This is a genomic window from Okeania sp. SIO2F5, from assembly GCF_010692685.1.
Classification (GTDB): Bacteria; Cyanobacteriota; Cyanobacteriia; order Cyanobacteriales; family Microcoleaceae; genus Okeania; species Okeania hirsuta.
In genome coordinates this window covers 1-22522 of record NZ_JAAHGU010000074.1, presented here as the reverse complement: position 1 = coordinate 22522, position 22522 = coordinate 1, and the positions used below count along the sequence as shown (strand labels likewise).

Sequence of the window (22522 nt, the reverse complement as noted above, 5' to 3'; positions counted from 1 at the left end):
GCTTCCAGATGGCACTGCTGTTGCTACTTTAGAGGGGCATAAAGATTGGGTCAATCACCTCTTCAGCCCCGATGGCAAACTGCTGGCTTCTGCAAGCGGTGATGGCACAGTGCGTCTGTGGCTTCCAGATGGCACTGCTGTTGCTACTTTAGAGGGGCATAAAGATTGGGTCAATCACCTCAGTTTCAGCCCCGATGGCAAACTGCTGGCTTCTGCAAGCGGTGATGGCACAGTGCGTCTGTAGCTTCCAGATGGCACTGCTGTTGCTACTTTAGAGGGGCATAAAGATTGGGTCAATCACCTCTTCAGCCCCGATGGCAAACTGCTGGCTTCTGCAAGCGGTGATGGCACAGTGCGTCTGTGGCTTCCAGATGGCACTGCTGTTGCTACTTTAGAGGGGCATAAAGATTGGGTCAATCACCTCAGTTTCAGCCCCGATGGCAAACTGCTGGCTTCTGCAAGCGGTGATGGCACAGTGCGTCTGTAGCTTCCAGATGGCACTGCTGTTGCTACTTTAGAGGGGCATAAAGATTGGGTCAATCACCTCAGTTTCAGCCCCGATGGCAAACTGCTGGCTTCTGCTAGCCATGATGGCACCGTGCGCCTATGGAATTTAAACCTCGACTCCCTCCTCAAAGAAGGCTGCGACTGGGTGGGCGATTATTTGAGGAATAATCCCAATGTCAGCGAAGAAGATAAACGTTTGTGTGAGGGAATTGAGTAGAAGTCAGAAGTTTGAAGTCAGAAGTCAGAAGTTAGAAACCAAACAAAAAAATTGTAGGGGCGGGTTTAGCCGAAAGCTTTGTCAATTAGCAGTTTAGTCATGTAAACCTGCCCCCACCATTGATTTAATTCATAAACATGGGGGCGGGTTCATTTGATTTAATGGTTGCTATTGTTAATTTGAACTGGAACCCGCCCCTACAGTTGCTATATGTCGGTAGTAAAATTGAGCGATCGCCTCCAAATTGACAAAACTCAAAATTTGTGTTAGAAAATCATCAACCAAAACCTCACACTCAAAAAAAATGGAACCACAAACCATAAACTTACCCGAACCTCTAGCAAGTGCATTATTATCCTATATGCGCGATCGCCAAGACTCCCCCACACCCAATATAGTTATACAAGCAGCAGTAGAAGAATTTCTAACTCAACGTGGTTATTTATCCCCACCCAAAAAACATCTACAAATAACGCCAGCATCAAAAGGCAGTGGATACCACAAGACATCAATTAACCACGACTCAGTTATTGCCAACCTTCCCACTCAACAACAACCATGAGAGCTGTTATTGCCGACACTGGCCCCCCTTATGCTGCGATCGATCCAGATGACCAATATCATCAACAGGCCCAAGCAGACTTAAACCAACTCCAACAAGAAAACTTAGGAGTTATTGTTACTTATCCGACTCTTTTAGAAGCCTATACTTTAGTTTTGTATCGTCTAGGAAATGAAACTGCCAGAGCATTTTTGCAGCAAATTTTTGCCGGAGTTGAATTAATTAATCCCACAGTTGATGACTACTTAGCAGCAACAAAATTAGTTGAAAATTTTCCCGATCAACGAATTACTTTATTTGATGGTTTAACAGCAATTATTTCTAATCGTCTGAGTTTACCAGTATGGAGTTATGACTATTTAATTACATTCTCAGTCTTGTAAAACAAAATAAAATCCGTAATTGTCACGGCGATCGCTGGATTAAGTAAGAGATAATCTTCTCCTGTTTCTAATTGATTGGCATAAGCTTTAGCTAGGTTATAAGCTACTCGTTTATTAAAACCAGCCATTCTAGCAACCTGCATTTCAATCACTACAATAGAACCATCTACTAAAACTGCTTTGACATCTAAATATGTATCTTTTAAACTTAGCAATTGACCAGGATTAAAAGGATTAACAATTGTCAAAGACTGAATAATTTTTTCTCCCCCATAAATAATCGCATTGAGAAAACTGATTAAGATATCTTGACTTTGTTGGGAACCGAAGATTTTTTTAAAAGCATAATCTATCTTAGGACTAACAAATTTCATAGTATTTTTTCTCCTTTTAACAATCAGGAATTATAGTAAATATTTTACAACAATACTGAACTTTTTTTCTAGGCATCAATGAATCTTTTATAAAGTGTATGATGGTATAAAGAGAATCTGATATTGTCATTGCGAGGCGAATATAAAATAAGTTAACTTCCTGGAGAAAAGATATTCTTAGCCGAAGCAATCTCACAACTTGATTGTTGTAGTGAAGATTGCCACGGGGGGTAATAATGGAGTAAACGAAAATCATTACTTTTTTAACCCCCCTCGCAATGACAGTTTTAGAAGGGAGATTTATTGTGAAGGTAAGGCACTTATGCTGAGGGTAGAAAGCAGAAGGGTTAGAGAGGAATTTGAAAAATTACCTTTGGTGTAAATAATCAACTGGAAACAATTGTATTAGGAATTCCAGCTTTTTTAAATACTTGTTCAGCAGTTAACTCTAATCCGGCAAAAAAAGAATCTATCAGTAGAGTATCTCCCATATAAGTTTGTGGCGGTGCATCTGGATAAAAAACTGTAATACTCCTAGCTTTACTATCAACAACCCATACTCTTAATACACCCGCATCTAAATAATCTTTGGCTTTAGCATTAAGTTGACCATAAGTTTGACCGGGAGAAATAATTTCTATTACTAAATCTGGCGGTACGGAACAAGCAACATCTTCTTCAACCAAAGGGGAGACCAAAGAAACCAAACCATTGACAGTTTACTAAATATTACTCCCAAATTGCCAGGAATTCATCAAGACAAACATCCAGATTATTTACACGCAGTTAATAACACTTTATTCTCTGTAAAACACAATATTGATAAGTTTTTCCAGGAATACAAAAAAAGATGGAGAATTGATCTTATTCAAAATTCACCTCTACTGGTACGACAGCGTTATGTAATGTGGATAAATGGATATTTAAAATATGACATTCTTGACTTATACCGCAAGACGAATCAAGATATTAGTCTCGATACTCCAGTAGGTGAAGAGCAAAAATAAAATTGGATAGACTTATTAGCTAATGAAGGATTTAATATTTCTACATCAGATGGTTTTGAGACTTATATTACCCATATACAAAATCAGAAAACTCAAAGAAAAGGTCTAATTTTAGAACTTTACATTGAGAACGATCCAGAAGGAAAATTACAGAAATTTCATCCCAAAGGATATCCAGAATGTAACGCCCAAACAATAATTCAGTATTTTTATTTGAGCAATGCAGGTGACAAAGTAACAGTAAAAGAGGACTGGATTATTGTTGATAAGCAAAAAGGAAAATACATCAGAAAAAGCAAAAAAATAACCAATCTTTCTGAACCGGAGAAGAAAAATAATTGGACAAGTTTTGCTAAGGAACATGATATTAAATATCAAACTCTCAAAACCTATTGGCGCAGACATGATGAGAGTATATTTGAGGAAATTAATCAGGATATTGAGCAGAATTTCGACAAGTACACCAAACTATTTGCACAAAAAATCCAAGAAATATTAGGATAAAATGACAATGATAAATAGAACAGAATTACAACCAGTTTTTGTAACTTTAGATGCTGAAACACATCAACAAGCTGCCAGTGTAGCTGCCGAACAATCTAACCCAGAAATTGGCAAACAAACTTATTTTAATATTCTTGCTGTTAAGGCTGTTAATAATTTATTGAAATGGTTAGATTTTTCTACAGATTTACAACAGGTTAAAAGTTTAAATCCAATTCTGAGTGGAGTGTTAAATGCCACAGACTTAGTAGTAGAAAACAAGAGATTGTTTTGTATTCCAATTTTGCCTGGAAAAACAGAATTTTCTGTACCTCCCGATGTACCAGACAATATCATTGGTTTTGTAGCGGTGCAGTTCGAGCAAGTTTTGGATAAAGCTAAAGTTTTAGGATATTTCCCTGTAAAAAATGTGGATAATTTACCAGAAACTATTCCTCTGGAAAAACTACAACCTCTAGATAATTTATTTGCAATTTTAGAATAATTAAAACTGCAAAATGAGTCAGAAGTATTAGAAATAAATGTTTTAGAATTGCTCAAACAAGGAATTAACGAACTAGCTGAACAAATTGGTTGGCTATTACGCAACAAAAAAACAGATTTAGCATTTGACAAGGAAGTAGGCACAAAAGAATTAGAAATTCCCACAGATAATTTTTTATCCAAACAACTCAAAATTGCCGGACAATATTTTATTTTGCGGGTAATTAGTCGAGTGAAAGATGGTGAAATTATCTGGCGATTTGAACTGGAAAATATAGCTGTGGGAGGTTTAATTCCGGCAGGCTTTAAGTTGCGATTATTGACAGAGTATGGAGAAAATTTTGAAAATAATGAAGCTGTATCTACCCATGCTGTAGAAAAGCTATATGTAGATGTAATTTTAGAACTAGGGGAAGGTTTAATCTGGGAAATTGAGCCGATTCCTGATGATTTTAGTAGAGAAATTTTGCGGTTTTAATTTGACATCTCAATAATAGGAAAATCAAATCTTTGTAGTAGGGAAGTTCCATGGATTTTCCCTATTATTTTGAATAAAAATCCATCAACTTTACAGAGTAATAAGTAGAACAACAAATTACAGTCAAAAAGCTGACTTGAGGATAGTTGTATATATTATTTATCAGGAGCAAAGTTGATGATTAATATTTTTGCAATTCATCTTAATGACGAAGAAGATAACCCTCTTATTCCACCCAAATAATTGAATAAAAAAATCTAACTTAAACGAATAATAAGTAACAACTAACAAACATTCTTCAATGTTATTAGAGAAGAAAAATCAAGATGTTTAAATTTAATTTTGTCGCTCGTTTAACTGCTATTACTCTTCTTGCTACTACTTCAATTCCTTTAATTTCTTTACCAGCTCATGCCAAAGTTCGGGGATTAAAAGTTTGTAATGATTCCCATGAACGAGTCAGTGTTGCTTTAGCTAAAAAGTCAGGGAACTCATGGGTAAGTTCAGGCTGGTGGAACATAGATCCAGGTGACTGTAAAAAACTCATTGATGGGAAAGTTAAAAATCGAACTTATGGAATTTATGCAAGAGGTCTTCGGGGAGGAGTATGGCCAAGAAATAAGCCTTTATGTGTAGAAAATAGTCGTTTTGAATATCATTATGCTGATTCAAGTTGTGCTTATGGAAAGTGGGTCAGGTTTAATATAATTCGACCTGGAAAAATGAAATACACTTATCGTTTAACGCCTCGAAGATAGAAATTTTTCTTAGCCTCAATTCACATTAAATATATAAAAGGTTTTGTTTCCAGTAAGTCTTAAATATTCAAGCATAGATGGGAAAAACTTGATTTGAAATGCTTGCTGGAAAACAGCCTATTTTTGAGTATAACTTAAAAAAACTGAATTATAAAATCACCTCAAATCTACAAAATGAGAGTTATTTAGTTCGATAAAAATAGAAACCTAGGACTCACAAAGAAGTTAAAATATCATGGACAATAAAATTATTGGTACTTTTCTGATACTTCTGGGCACCTCAATAATTTTTCCTCAAACAGCTATTCCTATTATGGAAATAATGACACCAATTATCAAACTTGTAGAAGAAATTTATGATAACCCAAATCCTTACCAAGAACCGGAAAGCAAAAACTATAGACAAGAATCTTCAGTTATTAATTCTGTTGAAAAATCTTCATCTTTCAACTTAAGCAAATCCAGCCAAAAACTTCGGTATATAAATGGAAAAAAAGTTACTTCCTTTGGTCAAAACGGACAGTTTGTGGGAAAAGTTGAGAGAATCAGGATTCAGAAAAAACTAATTAGTCAAGATAGTGGAGTAGTTGGAATTATTTGTTGGAATGATGGAATTCAATCTAATGTTTTATTCTTAGAAAATTCCCGAGTTCGGGTGTGGACAAATAGTATTGAATATGGTGGAAAATGGTATTGGGATACAGCAGGTTATTTACGCATCAAAATGGATCAAGGTTCTCAATATATTTTTGATTACCAATTGTTACAATAATGTTAGGGCATCTCAAAAGCTTAAAACTCAGAAAAAGCCAGATTTTTCCTTCTGTATCACCTATTATTATCCAATAAATGTAAAGCTACTTGTTCTAAATATCTGCGCTCAATTGGCTGAATAAATTTATCTAAAGGATTCAAATCAACAATATAGTTGCCTACTTTTATTCCCACTGGTTCTAAATGTTTTCCCTGGATTTCTTGATGTAATAACCCTCTATTTTTTAAGGTATTTATTAACCAAAGTACATCACTTTTATCTTGAATTTCTTTACTTTTTTCTCGATCTGTGATACTCCCTGCAACAGTATCTTTAGAAAAAGAAATCATAGAAATTAACTGAAATAAATCACTATGTTTAATCAAAGATTGGCTTTGTTTTCGATTGGGTTTTGCTCCTAAACCAATTCGGTCTATTAATTTTGCTAAAGCAGGGACAGGTATAGCGCTATTTGTGTCACTAATATCTGGAGCTATTAACAAAGAATGCTGATTTAAAATAGTAGTTATACTAGGATGAATTTGATGGAAAATTCTTTCTACTTTTTCTACCTCGCGAGCATCAGCATATTTTCTGAGTTTGTCTTGCCATCCATTTTCACTCAGGAATTCTAGCAGCACAATATATTTACAGCCTAAACTATGACCAACCCAAAAATATTTTGATTTGTCAGTATAGATATTATTTTTATAACCTAATTTTTCAGCAAGTTCTGGCATAGCTTTTGCTAAAATACTTTGTTCTTTTAATAAACTAATAGCAATAGGCCAATGTTGGAAACTAAAGCGGAAAGGTAAAGCAATAATGCTATATCCTTTAGCATACATTTGACTTAAGAAATAGCGATAAAAAATCGTTGGGAAACTACCAAAAAAAGCTCCGCCGATAAATTGGATAATTCCACGAGGTTGAGGGTGAAGTGCGACCCAACTGAAAGAAAGTGGTGTAAATTTTAAATTCATAGTTTTATAGTAGGGAACAGGGAACAGGGAACAGGGAACAGAGCGTATTTGCGTAGCGCTATAAATAACGACGGAGGAGTCAGAAATCAGGTAGGGGACTGTCGGATAGGCGAAGTACAGGAGGGAAGAAGAGGACTTACGCATAACCACCATCTCTTGGTGCGCGTTCCCTTGCGTCTGACGCCGACGCGGGGTCGCACCGCTATCTAGTAGGGGCGAATGGCAATTTATCCCTACAAATGGCGTATAATTTGATATTTTGCGTAAGTCCTGGAAGAAGAAGGAGGAGGAGAAGAAAGTTTTTTCTGAACGCTATTAACGGACATAACATTACTTATCCTTTCAGCAGCAATGTAGCTATACCAATTCACTTTAAAGATGTCACAAATAGTTTCAAACTTTAAATGTTAAATAACTTCCGTAAATTACTGTAGTATCAAAGTTCTGAGTTGATAAAATCTTTCTTTTGACTTTTAACTTTTAACTTTTGACTTATAACTTGCGTGAAACGGTCTTTCCCGATGCCAATAATCTAGCTATGGCATTACTAATAGGTTGATTTGTTTCTTGCTGATAATATGTAAATCCTGGAGAAGGATTAACCTCAAAACAGTACCACTCACCTTCTGGAGTTTCTCGCAAATCTATGCCAGCTAAAGATAATTCCATTTCTGCCGCCATTACTCTACATTTATTTTCTATATCTTCCGGTAAACGATAACTAAAAATTTCAGGAGCATTGGTAACTCCCGCGTAACGATAATCATCTGCAGCAGAACTAATAGCACAGGCAAATACATCTCCACCCACTACATGAACCCGATAATCCCTACCCGGTATATATTGCTGAAATTGAGTTGGACAAGAAACAACATTATCTAAACGTTCCGCGCGCTCCGGTCGTAACTGAGAAACCTTACTGCGGGTACTACTGACAGATTTGTAAATCACACTGCCATGGTCTTGCCAAAACTCATGCACCGCATTGGGAGTCGTAGTAACTAAAGTGTCAGGGACTTGAAACCCAAACTTACGAATTTGCTGTAATTGATACGGTTTAGAATTATTCGCTGCCATTGCTGAAAAACGATTCAAAACTAAGGCAGAAGTCATCTCTACCCATGACAACAAAGCATTATCTACTGCCGTCGCGTGTTGCCAAGCATAACTCTCAGGTCCTGCTTCCATGATTTCCGGGAGTTTGTAAGAGTCGTGGGGACGCAAATAAACTCCTGTGACTGCATTCAAGTCTATTTTGTCAGTAGGAGTGCAGATTTCCCCTGTAATTTTTTCCCCTACAGAAAGCTTAACTTCGGTTTCAATAATTTCTCGTTGGTTGAGCAGTACATGAGGTATACCTAAATTTTGCAATTCTTTCTGTACTGCTGCTAAGGGTGAATCTCCAGGTAATCCCCACAACAGAATTAACATTTTTTTTCCTCGTTAAAAAAGCGGTCATTTCAGTTATCAGTTATCAGTTATCAGCACCTCTAGCTGTTTGTGCAGCATGACCTAGTGCAATAAGCGTAGGTTTGGTTGACGTAGGTTAACCCAACCATAATCAGGATTTGTTGGGTGTCACTTCGTTCTACCCAACCTACATTTTTAGACGTGTCATTCTACTACTAATAGCGTTCATGCGTAAGTCCTAAAAAAGTTAAAAGTAAGACAAAGCAAGGTTTTTCCTCCTGCCTTCTGCCTCCTGCCTTCTGCCTTCTTCTATAAAATACTCCAGAATGGCAGTAGCGATCGCTGGTTGAGAAATATCTGTCCACAAATTAGCATCAATAAATTCTGCATTAGCATCAGCTTGACTAAATTGAACAGTCAATAACTCAACTCCAGCAGCATCAGCAAGAGTTATTGCCTGATTTGCTAAGGTGGGGTCAACTTCACCAATACAACGTTTACCAATAACAGTTACTGTTGCTGAATTTTCTGGAATTACCTCTGGCAAACTTTCCTTCCCTAAAGCAATATGTTGATGCAGAGGACGCACAGACATCCCCACTTGAGCAGCAGCATAAATCCATTGGGGCGATCGCCAATTCGATCCAAGTAGACAAGTTGGTGTCGGTCGGTTGAGCATTGGGCATTTTAGTGTATTTAACCAGGAAACCAAAAATGCTGTCATTTCAGCAGCTACATAAGAGCGGTCGTTGGGAACAATATGAAAAAGTTCCTCTGGAAAAACTACAGGGAGGCGAGTTAACACACCTGTTATTTGTGCAACTTCTATAATTTTTCCTCCCACTACCGCCGTGGAATTTTTGGTATTTCCCAGATGGTGTCGCCACCCAACCACTGATAAATCTTCAGGGGTGAGTAACGTTACACCATCAGTTGCCGAATGTTCAACAAAAGACCGAGCAGACTTGTCATATTTACTAGCAATAACAACAAGCACTACTCTACTCCTGTTTATCCGTTGTTAACAGCAGTTTCACCAACAGCAGGACGCTCTTCAGAAGATATGAAAGCTTCTTGTGTTGCTAGACGTTGTCCGATGTTATCGATACTTTCAGCCATTAAAGCCAGTGTTTCTTGCACTTCATTTGCTTGGTTAGGGGTAATTGTTTCGGTGGGGATTTTTTCAACTTCTTTAACTTCTTTAATTTCTTTGATTTCTGGTTTTACTTCTTTAACATTTTTATCTACTTTAAGTTGAAATAGACTACTTCCAGTAGCAGTTGGTAGAGCATAAACCAGTTGGTCAAAGTCAGCACGACGAGGTCGATTATCATTGACAAATGTGCCTCGGTGTTCGGGAGTTAGTAGCACATTAAAATTACCACCAGGAGCGCGCAAAAAGATTTCGACAAATCCACGAATTTCGACTTCATCTACCGCTGGTTCGAGGGTAAGAATATCTGGCTGTAAAATCACTAATCCTGTATCGTGGGCAGCTATTCCTACATCAAGAGTGAATTTACGAGGGTCTGGGGTGGGAATTAAATTGCCAAATACGTTAGCACCTGCTACATCACGAATAGTAATAGTATCAGCTACATTTAAATTAGGTGTTGTCGCTGTAAATTGGAGCCGAAGCCTCAAGTTAGTGTTATTAGGATTAGCAATGGTTAAAAAGTAACCTTGGAGAACTGTACGGTCAGAATTAGGAATAGTTCCCGCATTAGGAGTGATCTTTTTTAAGAGTAGTTCAAAAGTTGAAACTAGCATTATTTATCCTCAACAAAAAGTAGTGTTGGTTATCAAATCTGATTGATAACTTTGATTTTTTTTGGTGTTTTTTGTTCACCTGTATCTACCTTAGCCTGATAATTATTAACTGTGTAGGACAAAAACCTAAAAGTGATTTACATTTTTCTATCGGTAAGGCGATCACGTTGCCAACGTGCCAAAATTTCTGCAGCAAGACGACGAATAGGCCGAGATGGTTGCCTTCTTTGTGCTGCCCATTTGTCTACTGTATCTCTAGCCACTCCTAACATTAAAGCTAAGGAATCTCTGGTTAATCCTTCTCTAATATAAAGTAATGTTAAAGGGTCTATTTCTTGAGTTTCTGCTTCTATTCGTGAAATCGCTATAGTTTTGGACATAAAAATTTTTTCCAAATTAGAACTTGTCATTTATACTACTCAGAACTTACTCACAATTTAAGTGTTATTCCCTAACTGCGGTAGAGTATCCTGTAGGGTAAAGTTTAATTGCTGTGTAAGTCCTATTAGTTTTCATATTTTTGAAACTGCCATAGGTATGCAGTAAGATCGTCTTCGGTTGGCCGTTAACGCTCCGCGACATGAAACGCCCGTACAGGAGTAGAAAAAATCGACAGATTTGCCTTTGAAGCTAGAGGTATGTTTTTTTTATAACTAATCACCCGTTAGCGTAGCTCCCCCGGAGGGAGCACATGATATATAGCAATGTGCGCTGGCATATTTATAAATTGTAGGAATTGTCCAATAGACATCTCCAGAAAAGAGGGAACAGGGAACACCGGAACAGGGAACAGGAAGAAAGAATAGATGATTTCTGGATGATAATTGATTTGATTTTTAATTTTCGGAGATGTCTAATAGCGAAAAGTCTTATATTATTCCAACGGAGATGCTGCGCAAACAGATTTTTATTCCCCCTATTGCCTCACAGGAGTGCGCATTCCGCAAGCGAGCTGGCATAGTCGCGGGGTCGCACCGCCGTTGCCTTCCGGAGCTGTTGCCTGCGCGCAGCGCTATAAAATCGCCAATGATTAAATAACAAAGCTTTTGTAGAGCGGGTAGAGGTAAAATTTGGTTGATGGTTGACATACTCTTCAGATTAAAAAAAAATTCCTTTCTACCTACTGATAACTGATAACTTATATGACTCCTGTGATATCATACCGTTGTTTAACAAAAATTAATAAAACTATGGCCCGCGACTTAAGAGGATTCCTGAAAATTTTAGAAGACCGAGGACAACTATACCGAATCAAAGCTTTAGTTGACCCAGACCTAGAAATAGCAGAAATTTGTAACCGAATGCTACAGAAGGGTGGCCCCGCTCTCCTATTTGAAAATGTTAAAGGGTCTGACCACCCCATAGCAATAAATCTCTTGGGTACGGAGGAAAGAGTATGCTGGGCAATGAATATGGAAAAACCCCAGGAATTAGAAACCTTGGGTAAAAAATTGGGGATGCTGCAACAACCCAAACCACCAAAAAAGATTTCTCAAGCAGTAGAATTTGGTAAAGTCCTATTTGATGTAGTTAAGGCAAAACCAGGACGCGACTTTTTCCCTCCTTGTCAACAAGTAGTTATTGAAGGGGATGCTCTTGACTTAAATAAAATTCCGATGATTCGCCCCTATCCTGGAGATGCAGGTAAAATTATTACCCTTGGTTTGGTAATTACAAAAGATTGTGAAACAGGTACTCCTAATGTGGGAGTTTATCGGTTGCAGTTACAGTCCCGTAATACTATGAGCGTCCATTGGTTATCAGTCCGTGGTGGAGCGCGACATTTGCGAAAAGCAGCAGAAAATGGTAAGAAACTGGAGATAGCGATCGCTTTAGGAGTAGACCCATTAATTATTATGGCTGCTGCTACTCCCATTCCAGTAGATTTATCTGAATGGTTATTTGCTGGACTTTATGGTGGTTCGGGTGTGAAGTTAAATAAGTGCAAAACCCTAGATTTGGAAATACCCGCAGATTCAGAATTTGTTCTAGAAGGTACTATTACTCCTGGAGAAATGTTACCAGACGGACCATTTGGCGACCACATGGGTTATTATGGTGGGTTGGAAGATTCTCCGGTGGTTAGATTTCACTGTATGACTCACCGCAAAGACCCAATTTATTTAACAACTTTTAGTGGGAGACCGCCGAAAGAAGAAGCGATGATGGCGATCGCTCTTAACCGGATATATACCCCTATTCTCCGACAGCAAGTTTCAGAAATTGTTGATTTTTTCCTGCCCATGGAAGCTCTGAGTTACAAAGCTGCCGTAATTTCTATTAAGAAAGCATATCCAGGTCAGGCACGAAGAGCAGCATTAGCTTTTTGGAGTGCTTTGCCACAGTTTACTTATACAAAATTTGTGATTGTGGTGGATGAGAGTATTAATATTCGAGATCCGCGTCAAGTAGTCTGGGCAATTAGCTCTAAGGTCGATCCTTCTAGGGATGTGTTTATTTTGCCGAATACGCCTTTCGATAGTTTAGATTTTGCTAGCGAAAAAATTGGTTTGGGTGGTCGTATGGGAATAGATGCAACTACAAAAATCCCTCCTGAAACTGACCATGAGTGGGGTGCAGCTTTGGAGTCCGATGCCGATGTTGCTGCAATGGTTGATAGACGTTGGTCTGAATATGGGTTGAATGATTTGAATTTGGGAGAAGTTGACCCGAATTTATTTGGATATGATATTCGGTAATTCTACTGATTGTTCAATCACAAACTGATTGATGCCTTTAGCTTTTCAAATATCGAATTGCTGTTTATGGTAGCAATTCTAGAGTTAGTTTGTGGATCAGTTTGCGGTATTTGGGAATAAAATGTGGCGATCGCGTAGTTTTGTTTTTACCAAATATTCCTGAATTTGTCATTACTTATTTGGCAATTCTCAAACGTGGTGCCGTGGTTGTTTCTGTCAATTCAATGCTGAAAAGTGATGAAGTTAGCTTCATCCTCAATGATAGTGAAGCAGTAGCAGTTGTGACAACAGAATCTTTGAGGGAGCAAATACCCCATGGGGATTTAGCTTTTCTCAAAAATGTTTTAATTGCTGGGGGTGGAACAGATACAGATATCATCTACTCTGCTCGAAAAAGGGAGTTCTAATTTCAAGGCAGTTTCCATGGAACCGAAAGCTCCTGCTGCTATTGTTTACACTTCTGGCACCACTGGTTTTCCTAAAGGAGCAACCCTTGGATAAACATTTGTTGTCGATCTACTATATGGGGTAAATATAGCAGTGTATAGCTTTGAGTAGGTTAAATGTTGCACTTACAGCAAACCCTGCTTAAATTGCAACAAACTCGCTTGGTTCATAAGTAGATGGAGGACTTTTATGCGGTCTGGAGTAAATGCTCCTGTCGCGAGGCTGTTTTCTAGGAGAAGGAGAGCAATAAATTTTCCTTGCTTGACGATCAGAGTACACAAGAGGCTTTTTGGCTGGTGTTCGATCAGGTATGGATCTCCAGCGAAGGTAGTTTCTGTTTCAAGCTGATTGATGAGTACAGTTTGTTGAGTCTGTTTGACGGTGTTGATAACAGTATGGGGTAAACTTTTAGTTGGATCGAGATGTGTGATGGATGAGTCAGAGTCGTCGCTCAGGCATTGAATAGGAATTTCCCAAGTACCAGAGCTGTTCAAAACTAAAGTTCCTTTGTTTGCTCCAGCGTTTTCCATGAGGATGTGCATCATTTTATCAAGCAAGCTATTTAGTTCGATTTCCTCTGAGATAGTTTGGGAAGCTTTAATAATAGTATAAAAGTCGAGGTTTTTGCTAGTTTTGCTGGTGATTGAAGATATAGTTTTTGTGATGTCAAGTTTTGTTATTTCTGGTGTTTGGGTGCGAATAATTAGGTTGGAGTGGCGTTCTTCTAGGTCTTTGATTTTGGCAGTAGCACCCCAACTAATATAGCAGTAATAGGCTTCCGTCATGTAGGTTTTGGCTACTTTTTCTCTGCCAAGAGATAGATAAAATTCTGCTGCTCGTTCGTTGGCGATCGCTTCTTCATGGATGTAGTCGTTTTCTGAGGATCCAGAAATTGCTTTTTCGTAGTAGGTTGCTGCTGTTTCATTTTCACCTAAAACTCTGGCTATTTCTGCTTCCACTAGGTCGTATTTGTGTTGGAAGTTCATGGGGCCGTGCTCTGCCCAAGCTTTCATTTGTTTTTGGTTGGATTTGACTTGCTTTAGGTATTGTTTTTGTTCTTTTGGAGAGACAGTGAGGTAGTTAGCTAGCAGGGAAAGAGAGTAGTAGAAGTTGTATTGCACAATTTCAATTGATCCATTCATTCCTTCTAGATATTCTGCCATTGCTCCCACGTTTTCTAGAGCTGCCACATAATTTTTCCACAAATAAAAGTAAATTAGTTGCGATAGGTAAATATTAGTTATCCCTCTACTATCATTTGCCTGTTTTAAAACAGATAATTTTTCTCCTAGCTTCAATAAATCATCTGTTGGCTGCACTTCAGCTTTCAACATTGACACAAGTTGGCTCCAAGTCGTCAGATGATCGCCAACAAGTTTTTGTTTATATTTCAACATCACATCAATAGATTGTTTTTGGGTTTGAGCGACAGTATCTAGATGTTCACCCACCCAAAATTTATTATTCGTATAAAAACAAAGACAATAAGAAGCAAACTCTAAATCTCCCACTGATAGACCACTTTGAAATCCCTCAAGTAATGGGTTGATCGTTTCCTGAAGATGTTCTTTCCAGTGTCGAATAAAATTATTAAAAGTAAAATATACTTTTGCTTTAATTTCTCTAGCATTAAGTCGGTCTAATAAATCTAGAGCTAGTTGACCAAATTCATAGCCTGAATTAAAGTCTCCCAAAATACTACACAAAATTAAGCCATAGTTGACATATCCAAAAGCAGACAGATGAGAGTTACCATATTTCAAAGAGATTCTCACCATTTTAAATACAGCTAAAGGAAACAGAGCCGGATTAGCATTAAAAGCAGCCGGAATCATCGCCATTAACAGTCGCATAGTTGCTATCTGTTCGGAATCATTCATGATAGCAGTATTTGCTAAATCCTTTATTTCTATACTACTTAGAGCTAATTGAGTTTTAGCTAATTCCACTAAAACATCGCGTTTATTTGGTTTTGCCGGTAAGCTCACTCCTAGATACTTTAACGCTAATAAGGCAATATCTATAGCTGGCTGGGGTTGATTCTGAGAATAATAATATGGAATTTGTAACTCATAAACTTTCACTCGATCCAGATTGCTTTGAATCTTAGACAAAAGTAGTTCCGACAATTGTTGCGCCGACTCAAAGTTCACATTCAAATATTCAACTTCTAGTATCTCAAAATAAACATCCTGCGTCAATTCATAATTACTCTCCCAACTATTTGTGGGTAACAACTCTAACCCCACATTCAAATATCTACCCGCAGCCTCATAAGCTGTAGCTCCTTTGGCTTTTTTTCCTGCCCATAAATTTAATTTTAGCAACCCTTCTTGTAACTCTGTTTCTGTGATGAAATCTCGCCCTATATTCAACTGATTTACAAGATCAAATATGTTCTCTTCTATTTGCTCAGAGGGCAGACTTTTCCACAACAACTTACCAATTTTTAGATGGATTTTTTTTCTATTTTCTTCGGGAATAAGTGAATATGCTGCTTGCTGAACTCTGTCATGCAAAAAACGATAACTTACTCTAGATTCATCAAATAATAATTCTCGGGAATTGTCATTTTCAGAAAATAATAAGGGAATTTTATAATCCTGAGTGAGTGGTAATATTAAACCTATTTGTAAAGCACTCCATAAATCTTTTACTGTCTGAGTTACAGATTTTTCGTTAACAACTGCCAATACATCTAAACTAAATTTATTGCCAATACAAGCTGCTAGTTTTAAAACTTTTTGGGTAGTTTTTGATAGTTTTTCAATATTCCTAGCAACTAATTCTACTACTCCTAAATCTGCTATTCCCACACTTTGAATCTGTTCAATATCCCACATCCAATATCCAACTGTAAAATCAAATATTAACAATTTGTCTGTATATAATGTTTTGAGTAGTTGAGTTAAGAAAAACGGATTACCTTGGGTTTTACTGTATAGTAAGTCTGATAATTGAGTGAGTCGCTCATTAGTTGTAGTAGCTTCTTCTGATAATGTTTCTGCTACTAATTGTCTGATGTAATTGATTTTTAGGGGTTCTAATATAATTTTATTAACTGTTGTGCTGGTTTTTTGGATTTTTTCTATGGTTTGGATGGTCGGATGTACTGGGTTAACTTTGTGATCTCGATAAGCTCCGATCAATAATAAGTGTTTGGTTTCGCTGTCCGTCATTAATTGTTCGATCAGGTTTAATGATGCTAGATCTGCCCACTGTAAATCATCAAGAAATAAAACTAATGGATGTTCTGGTTGAGCAAAGACACGGACAAATTTTCCAAATAGTTGATTGAAATTGTTTTGTGATTCAGTTGTCCCTAACTGGCCTACTTTTTCTTGTTTACCGATGATTAATTCTAATTCTGGGATGACATCAATGATGATTTGACTATTTTCTCCTAATGCGGTTAATAGTTTCTCCTTCCATTCGGCAACTTTTAGTGTAGTTTCTGTAAGTAACTGACTGATTAACTGTTGAAAAGCTTGGCTGATAGCAGCATAAGGAATGTCCCGTTTGAATTGATCGAATTTGCCACCAATGAAATAGCCTCTGGCTTTAACTATGGGTTTATGTACTTCGTTAACTACTTTGGTTTTACCGATCCCGGAGTAACCTGTAACGAGAATGATTTCTTTATTGCATTGACTGATGCTCTCGTCATCGGTATTGCTTACACGACCAAAAGCTTCCAAGAGGAGGCTGACCTCTGTTTTCCTACCATAGAGCTTTTGGGGGATACTAAATTGACCTTTTTTATCCTTTTTCCCTGGAGTAAAGGCTTGAAGTCTTTTGATGCTTTGTAGTTTACTCAAGCAATATTCAAGGTCTGCTTTTAATCCGAGGGCACTTTGATAGCGGTCTTCAGCATTTTTTGATAGCAGTTTGATCACTATTAAGGATATAGCAATGGGAATTTCTGGGTTAATTTGGTGTGGGGAGATAGGGGTTTTAGCTATGTGTGAGTGGATGACTTCCATTGGATCATTGCTATAGAAGGGAAGCTGTTTAGTGAGCATTTGGTAGAAGGTGACACCTAAGGAGTAGAAGTCACTGCGATAGTCTATGCAGCGGTTCATGCGTCCAGTTTGTTCTGGAGATATATAGGCTAGAGTGCCTTCTATATAACTTGGGTTGATGATGGCCTGAGTTTCTGTTTTTAGACGGGTGGCGATGCTGAAGTCGATGATTTTTATTTTTTGTGTGGTGGGATCGATCAGGATGTTGTGGGGTTTAATATCTTTGTGGATTATTTGTTGTTGGTGTATTTTATCTAGGGTGTCACTAAGTTGGATGGCTATGTTGATAAATTGAGGAATTGCGATCAATGAGTCTGTTATATGTTGTTTGAGAGATAGGGAATTGAAGTATTCGAGGATGAGGATGAGGCGATATTCCTGGTGGGTCAGGTCTATAGATTTGACAATTCCTTCAAAGTTGAGGTTTTTGAGGATGTTGTATTCATGTCTGATGCGCGCAATTTCTTCTGGAGCTGGGTATTCAGAAATTTGTGTTTTGAGGAGAACTAGGGTGCGATCGGACTGCTGTAATGCCCTATATATTATGCTGTTGTTGCCTCGGTATAAGGTTTGTAAATTTGAATAGCCAGGGATATATAGCATAATTTTTATTTTCTTCAGAATTGTCCAGCAGCAGTATTTCAAAGTAGCTTGGAAAAGAAAAAAGTGACTCAGACCGAATAGTCTTAACAGCTAATAAATAAATAGGATATATAGCTTAACTTTTGTTCTTCTATAATATCAACAATTGTCAAAAAAAAAACTCTGGTGAAGAAAATTGGGAAAGAGTCAATAATGAAATATGCGTAAAATTTTGGCTCTAGTACACTATAAACACCAAACACTATTTTAGTTATCAGTAATTATATGGTTGTATATTAAAAATTATACATGAAAAAAAACATATATACGGTTGGACATACAAACAGATTGAAGAAAGTTGTAGGTTTAATGCGATTGCTTAAATTCCCATCGACCCCATTCTCAGTCCTACTGATACCATGTCCGGATAATTAAGTATAATAAAAATGTTCTATTGAAGCGATGTTGAAGGAATATCCCAAATTTGTGCTCCCTTTCCAGTATTCTCACTTGAACAGGATTTACGCATGAGGTACGAAAAACTAGGGCTTGAGATTGCTTTCCTGTCGGTCGCAATGACGAAAATACCTTGTAATGCGTAAGTCCTATTGAATTTACACCTACGACCTAAGAACTTTATTATAACTAATTAAACGGACATGATATGACTACTCCTTCAAGGCTAATTGACTGGACATAATATAACCCAAGAGTTATCATTTTTGAAGCCTTCCTTTATCTGATAGAAAAAGGAGAGTAAGATTAATTTGGGTGTGTATGAATGCACAGATTATTTCGATCTGTCTAAATTTTGCTAAATTAATATGTTTACAAACAGCGTGATAGATGGTCGCTATAGGGAAAAGCGAGAATGGTTGACGGTTATTCTGCAAATGCGATATTCGGTCATTCCAGCTATTATTTTTCGGGTGACATTCTGCGGATTTTTTGGTGGCTTGATTTCTTTACTTAACTATTTTAATTTTCCTGTGACTTTGCCGGCGAAAAGTAGTATTGTTCCTAGTTTAGTTTTGGGTTTACTATTAGTTTTTAGAACAAATACTGCTTATGAAAGATTCTGGCAAGGTCGGCAACTGTGGGGGCAAATTGTTAATACAGTTCGTAATTTTGCCCGACAAATTTGGGTTTCTGTTGAAGAAAATGAACCAGCAGATAGAAAAGTAAAAGAGGAAATAATCAGGTTATTAGTAGCCTTTGCTATCGCTGGTAAATTATATTTGCGCCGTCAGAGTGTAAATAGAGAATTAGAGGGATATATGCCTAAACAGTGGTATGAAAAACTCAAAAAAATGAATCATCCTCCTATTCATATTGCTTTTTGGATTAGTGATTATCTCCAGCATCAATATGAACGTGGTTGTATTAATCCTTATCAACTTACTGCTATGTTTAAGTTGTTGGATAGAATGGTTGAAGCATTAACTTGTTGTGAGGGTATTTTAAATACACCAATTCCTCTAGCATATTCAATTCATCTGAGGCAATTATTGTTAATTTATTGTTTATCATTACCATTTCAAATAGTTAATGAGTTTCATTTTTGGACTGGTATAGTAGTTGCCTTAATCAGTTTTACAGTATTTGGAATTGAAGAAATTGCTCTAGAAATAGAAAATCCTTTCGGTTACGACCCTAATGATTTACCTTTAGATGCTATTTGTATTGCAATGCACCGCAATATTGAAGATTTAATTACTTTAGCTCCTAGTGTTAGACATTGGAAACGTATATCAGTTAATTTAGAAACCCATAATTTTTAACTAGTTCTGGACTAAAAGTTTTCAGCTATCAGCTTGGGTTGAAATCCTCTTTGAAATTGCATTTCTCTCGGTCTCAGTATAAATCTAAGCTGTTTGCAGAGCATGACTTTAGAAAATTCTGATTGCAGCAATTGCTATTTGCGGAGCATTCCGGACCGAAACGCTTTTTTTTTATCTATTTTAACAAATAGTATAATTTTATACATAATTAATTTGCGTTTTGTGGTATGAGCGATCGCTATTAATTATGTTTGATAATTTTGCCTAAATTGCAACAAAAAAAAGTTATGTTAAGATTTACATAATACGGTCACAAATAAAGTTAATAGCGCTCTAAATCCAGAGTGGCGATTTTATCTATCTTTAATTTTGCAGACTTTACACACATGGCTTTAATGCTGTATCTGCTTAATTTTCAGGACTTACGCATCAGGTACAAAAAACTAGGATTTGAGATTGCTTTCCGTTCCGGACTGCTGCCCAAACCCTATCGGTAACAATGGCGAAAATATGTTGCAGGGAGGTAAATCCTAATTTTAATATCCGCAATAATTTATCGACTTTCACTCATCATAATGATTAACAATATTAATTCGACCTTGAGTTTACGGAGATTAGCTACCATTGTAGCTGTCTCAATTTTGACATTAACTCTAATCTCTGCCTTGTCTGGAACATTGTTAGCGTTTAATTATCAACCCACCACTGGTGGTGCTTACAAATCTCTAGAAATGATTACCAGTCAAATTCCTTTCGGATGGATAATTCGAGATTTACACAATTATGCTGGTAACAGTATCATTATTCTCGGCTTAATTCAAATAGTAATTATGTTTTTAAGTCGGCAGTTTCGCTCTAGTTGGTTGATTGCTTGGATTAGTGTGATTTTCCTTGTTTTAGTGGCAATTGGTTTGGGTTGGAAAGCAATGATTCTTGACTGGTCTCAAGAAGGTTTTTGGAGATTTTCTATATAATTATCTACTGTAGAAACTATTCCTTTTATTGGTTCTTTACTACTATATATTTTAACAGGTGGTAATGGTATTAGTACAATGACTGTATTGCATCAGTACACTTTACATAGTTATCTTTTACCCGTGCCAGCGATCGCTTTAGCATTTACTCATTTAGGTGGATTGATTTGGCAGTCAGTTCAGGATCAAAAAAATCAATCAGATAATAATGAACAGCAGGAAGCAGGACAAGGTTTCAATGCTTCAGCATCATAGATAGAATCAGCACAAAACTGTTCCCTGAAAAAATAGTAATTCAATCATTTATTTCATCTCTTCAGATTGACTTCTAGAGATATTTTTCTTTTGGAATATAAATTGCTGATTGCTATTTCAAAGCAGGCAACAAGCAATAGTGGGAAAAACCTTTCTTCATTTAAGATTCATCATCAATCTCTGTCCTAAACAACCCATTCTTTGCTATAAAATTAGTCCTACTTTGAGAACTTGTAGATGAAAATCTTTGAGAGAAAAGAGGGTTTAATGTAATTGTTCTCCTTCTGTTGATTTTGAATGATTTATATCAAGTCCGGATAATTAGTGATGAAAAAACCTATCCTCGTTACACAGGGCAAATCTCTCTATTCTCGCCTCTCCTAGCTCCCCCCTCCCTACTAACTTATTTATAAGTATTCAACCGGAAGTGATATTACTATCTTTTTATTTGTTCAAAGTAAAATATTATTATACTATTAATCATAGTATAAGTATTATAAAAAATGGGAAAAAGTTTGGCCAATATATGAAATTTTTTATCAATGTCAAAAAATATTGAACATAGATGATTTACTATATGGTAAAGGATAAAAAATTAATTGAAGAAAATTAGTAAACAAGATGGAAAATCATCAAATTGATATCGCAGTTATTTATGAGCAGGCACTAGCTCGTTACCAATGGGGAGATTATTATGGGGCGATCGCTGATTATACGACAGTGATAGAGATGGAATCAAGTAATGCAGATCTTTACTACAATAGAGGTATTACCAAGCATCAAATAGAAGATTATCAAGGTGCAATTTTTGATTATAGCGAAGCGATTAAAATTAATCCCAGTAATAGCGATTTTTATAATAATCGTGGTTTAGCTCTTTCTCAAATGGGGTATTATACCGAAGCGATCGCTGACTTAGATGAAGCACTCCGACTTAATCCTAATGATGCTGATAGTTATTACAATAGAGGTTTTGTATATGAGGCAATGGCAGATTGTGAAAAAGCTATTGCCTCATACACAGAAGCACTAACAATAAATCCTGATTATGATGAAGCTAATCAAAAACGAGAGTATCTGCTTTCTCTGATAGAGAGTCAGAGCGCAGCAGTAGCAGAAGAAACAACAACAGAAGAAACAACAATAGAAGAAACAACAACAGAAGAAACAACAACAGAAGAAACAACAACAGAAGAAACAACAACAGAAGAAACAACAACAGAAGAAACAACAACAGAAGAAACAACAACAGAAGAAACAACAACAGAAGAAACAACAACAGAAGCACCACAGACTGAGATTGAGACAGAGATGAAGAAATCTCCAGATGTATCTGCTGAGGAGACTTTACCACAGAAATCAAAAAATGATGTGGAGATGAAAAAATCTCCTAGTTCAGCTAACTCACCTATGAAAAGTGTGTTACATCAGTATTTACAGAGAGGTCGTTCAGTAAAGAAGACTTCACCACAGAAACAAAAAAATGATGTGGAGATGAAGAAATCTCCAGATGTATCTGTGGAGGAGAGTACTGCAAAAAGATCACAGACAGAGATGAAGAAATCTCCAGAT

At 36.9% G+C, this 22522-nt stretch carries 22 protein-coding genes and 4 pseudogenes; 18 read left to right on the top strand and 8 right to left on the bottom strand.

Features of this window, described 5'->3' with window-relative positions; translation table 11 throughout:
- The 6 genes and pseudogenes from F6K27_RS20755 to F6K27_RS20740 all read left to right on the top strand — a co-directional run.
- On the top strand, positions 1-244 hold a 244-nt coding region (locus F6K27_RS20755), incomplete at its 5' end, for a hypothetical protein (protein ID WP_353736037.1).
- Between the two features lie 24 nt (positions 245-268).
- Positions 269-352: pseudogene (locus F6K27_RS33875) on the top strand (hypothetical protein); the annotation flags it as partial.
- Positions 353-487 carry a WD40 repeat domain-containing protein gene (locus F6K27_RS20750; RefSeq protein WP_287277382.1) on the top strand — a complete coding sequence of 45 codons (135 nt, stop codon included), beginning with the start codon at positions 353-355 and terminating at the stop codon, positions 485-487. It abuts the pseudogene before it with no gap.
- A 24-nt stretch (positions 488-511) separates the two neighbouring features.
- A pseudogene (locus F6K27_RS33870) lies at positions 512-724 on the top strand (WD40 repeat domain-containing protein); the annotation flags it as partial.
- Positions 725-1028: 304 nt separating this feature from the next.
- Entirely contained in the window at positions 1029-1286 is a 258-nt protein-coding gene (locus F6K27_RS20745; protein WP_124146212.1) for a hypothetical protein, read from the top strand.
- A complete protein-coding gene (locus F6K27_RS20740; protein WP_287277380.1) occupies positions 1283-1669 on the top strand; it encodes a type II toxin-antitoxin system VapC family toxin in 387 nt (128 codons plus the stop codon). The genes F6K27_RS20745 and F6K27_RS20740 overlap by 4 nt, the downstream gene beginning before the upstream one ends.
- Here F6K27_RS20740 and F6K27_RS20735 read toward each other — a convergent pair.
- Positions 1648-2043 (bottom strand): annotated as a pseudogene (locus F6K27_RS20735) (Rpn family recombination-promoting nuclease/putative transposase); the annotation flags it as partial. The gene F6K27_RS20740 and the pseudogene F6K27_RS20735 overlap by 22 nt on opposite strands.
- Positions 2044-2429: 386 nt before the next feature.
- A complete protein-coding gene (locus tag F6K27_RS20730; RefSeq protein WP_353736036.1) occupies positions 2430-2729 on the bottom strand; it encodes a Uma2 family endonuclease in 300 nt (99 codons plus the stop codon).
- 54 nt (positions 2730-2783) lie between these two features.
- On the opposite strand from F6K27_RS20730, the gene F6K27_RS20725 reads away from it, so the two are divergent.
- The 6 genes from F6K27_RS20725 (at position 2784) to F6K27_RS20700 (ending at position 6045) form a co-directional block, all read left to right on the top strand.
- Positions 2784-3050, top strand: a complete 267-nt coding sequence (locus tag F6K27_RS20725; protein WP_287277379.1) for a hypothetical protein — start codon at positions 2784-2786, stop codon at positions 3048-3050.
- A 213-nt stretch (positions 3051-3263) separates the two neighbouring features.
- The gene (locus F6K27_RS20720; RefSeq protein WP_287277378.1) at positions 3264-3554 is read left to right on the top strand and encodes a hypothetical protein; all 291 of its coding nucleotides are present in this window, start codon (positions 3264-3266) and stop codon (positions 3552-3554) included.
- A gap of 7 nt (positions 3555-3561) precedes the next feature.
- Entirely contained in the window at positions 3562-4038 is a 477-nt protein-coding gene (locus F6K27_RS20715; RefSeq protein WP_287277377.1) for a DUF1822 family protein, read from the top strand.
- Positions 4039-4044: 6 nt separating this feature from the next.
- Positions 4045-4515: a DUF1822 family protein gene (locus tag F6K27_RS20710; RefSeq protein ID WP_353736038.1), complete on the top strand. Its 471-nt coding sequence runs from the start codon at positions 4045-4047 to the stop codon at positions 4513-4515.
- 326 nt (positions 4516-4841) lie between these two features.
- Positions 4842-5273 (top strand): DUF1036 domain-containing protein, encoded by a 432-nt coding sequence (locus F6K27_RS20705; RefSeq protein ID WP_287277376.1) that lies wholly within the window; start codon positions 4842-4844, stop codon positions 5271-5273.
- Positions 5274-5508: 235 nt separating this feature from the next.
- Positions 5509-6045 (top strand): hypothetical protein, encoded by a 537-nt coding sequence (locus F6K27_RS20700; protein WP_124146220.1) that lies wholly within the window; start codon positions 5509-5511, stop codon positions 6043-6045.
- A gap of 56 nt (positions 6046-6101) precedes the next feature.
- On the opposite strand, the gene F6K27_RS20695 is transcribed toward F6K27_RS20700, so the two are convergent.
- The 5 genes from F6K27_RS20695 to F6K27_RS20675 all read right to left on the bottom strand — a co-directional run bounded on the left by F6K27_RS20695 (position 6102) and on the right by F6K27_RS20675 (position 10570).
- Positions 6102-7010 (bottom strand): DUF1350 family protein, encoded by a 909-nt coding sequence (locus F6K27_RS20695; protein WP_124146221.1) that lies wholly within the window; start codon positions 7008-7010, stop codon positions 6102-6104.
- A gap of 492 nt (positions 7011-7502) precedes the next feature.
- Positions 7503-8441 carry a RimK family alpha-L-glutamate ligase gene (locus tag F6K27_RS20690; RefSeq protein ID WP_124146222.1) on the bottom strand — a complete coding sequence of 313 codons (939 nt, stop codon included), beginning with the start codon at positions 8439-8441 and terminating at the stop codon, positions 7503-7505.
- Positions 8442-8667: 226 nt separating this feature from the next.
- On the bottom strand, positions 8668-9417 hold the full coding sequence (locus tag F6K27_RS20685) for a hypothetical protein (RefSeq protein WP_287277375.1): 750 nt from the start codon (positions 9415-9417) through the stop codon (positions 8668-8670).
- A gap of 14 nt (positions 9418-9431) precedes the next feature.
- Positions 9432-10190 carry a hypothetical protein gene (locus F6K27_RS20680; RefSeq protein WP_287277374.1) on the bottom strand — a complete coding sequence of 253 codons (759 nt, stop codon included), beginning with the start codon at positions 10188-10190 and terminating at the stop codon, positions 9432-9434.
- Between the two features lie 137 nt (positions 10191-10327).
- A complete protein-coding gene (locus F6K27_RS20675) occupies positions 10328-10570 on the bottom strand; it encodes a hypothetical protein (RefSeq protein WP_124146224.1) in 243 nt (80 codons plus the stop codon).
- 810 nt (positions 10571-11380) lie between these two features.
- On the opposite strand from F6K27_RS20675, the gene F6K27_RS20670 reads away from it, so the two are divergent.
- The 3 genes from F6K27_RS20670 (at position 11381) to F6K27_RS34380 (ending at position 13390) form a co-directional block, all read left to right on the top strand.
- Positions 11381-12889 carry a UbiD family decarboxylase gene (locus tag F6K27_RS20670; protein ID WP_287277389.1) on the top strand — a complete coding sequence of 503 codons (1509 nt, stop codon included), beginning with the start codon at positions 11381-11383 and terminating at the stop codon, positions 12887-12889.
- A gap of 89 nt (positions 12890-12978) precedes the next feature.
- Complete coding sequence (locus F6K27_RS20665; protein ID WP_287277373.1) at positions 12979-13296, top strand: AMP-binding protein; 318 nt, start codon at positions 12979-12981, stop codon at positions 13294-13296.
- Positions 13247-13390 carry an AMP-binding protein gene (locus F6K27_RS34380; protein ID WP_375339659.1) on the top strand — a complete coding sequence of 48 codons (144 nt, stop codon included), beginning with the start codon at positions 13247-13249 and terminating at the stop codon, positions 13388-13390. The genes F6K27_RS20665 and F6K27_RS34380 overlap by 50 nt, the downstream gene beginning before the upstream one ends.
- Before the next feature lie 71 nt (positions 13391-13461).
- Here the strand turns inward: F6K27_RS34380 and F6K27_RS20655 are convergent, their stop codons facing one another.
- Positions 13462-17961 (bottom strand): AAA family ATPase, encoded by a 4500-nt coding sequence (locus tag F6K27_RS20655; RefSeq protein WP_287277372.1) that lies wholly within the window; start codon positions 17959-17961, stop codon positions 13462-13464.
- A gap of 803 nt (positions 17962-18764) precedes the next feature.
- On the opposite strand from F6K27_RS20655, the gene F6K27_RS20650 reads away from it, so the two are divergent.
- The 3 genes and pseudogenes from F6K27_RS20650 to F6K27_RS20640 form a co-directional block, all read left to right on the top strand.
- Complete coding sequence (locus F6K27_RS20650) at positions 18765-19721, top strand: bestrophin family protein (protein ID WP_287277371.1); 957 nt, start codon at positions 18765-18767, stop codon at positions 19719-19721.
- A 575-nt stretch (positions 19722-20296) separates the two neighbouring features.
- Positions 20297-20950: pseudogene (locus tag F6K27_RS20645) on the top strand (cytochrome b N-terminal domain-containing protein).
- A 621-nt stretch (positions 20951-21571) separates the two neighbouring features.
- Positions 21572-22522, top strand: a 951-nt coding sequence (locus tag F6K27_RS20640; protein ID WP_287300909.1) for a tetratricopeptide repeat protein, incomplete at its 3' end; no start/stop codon positions are given.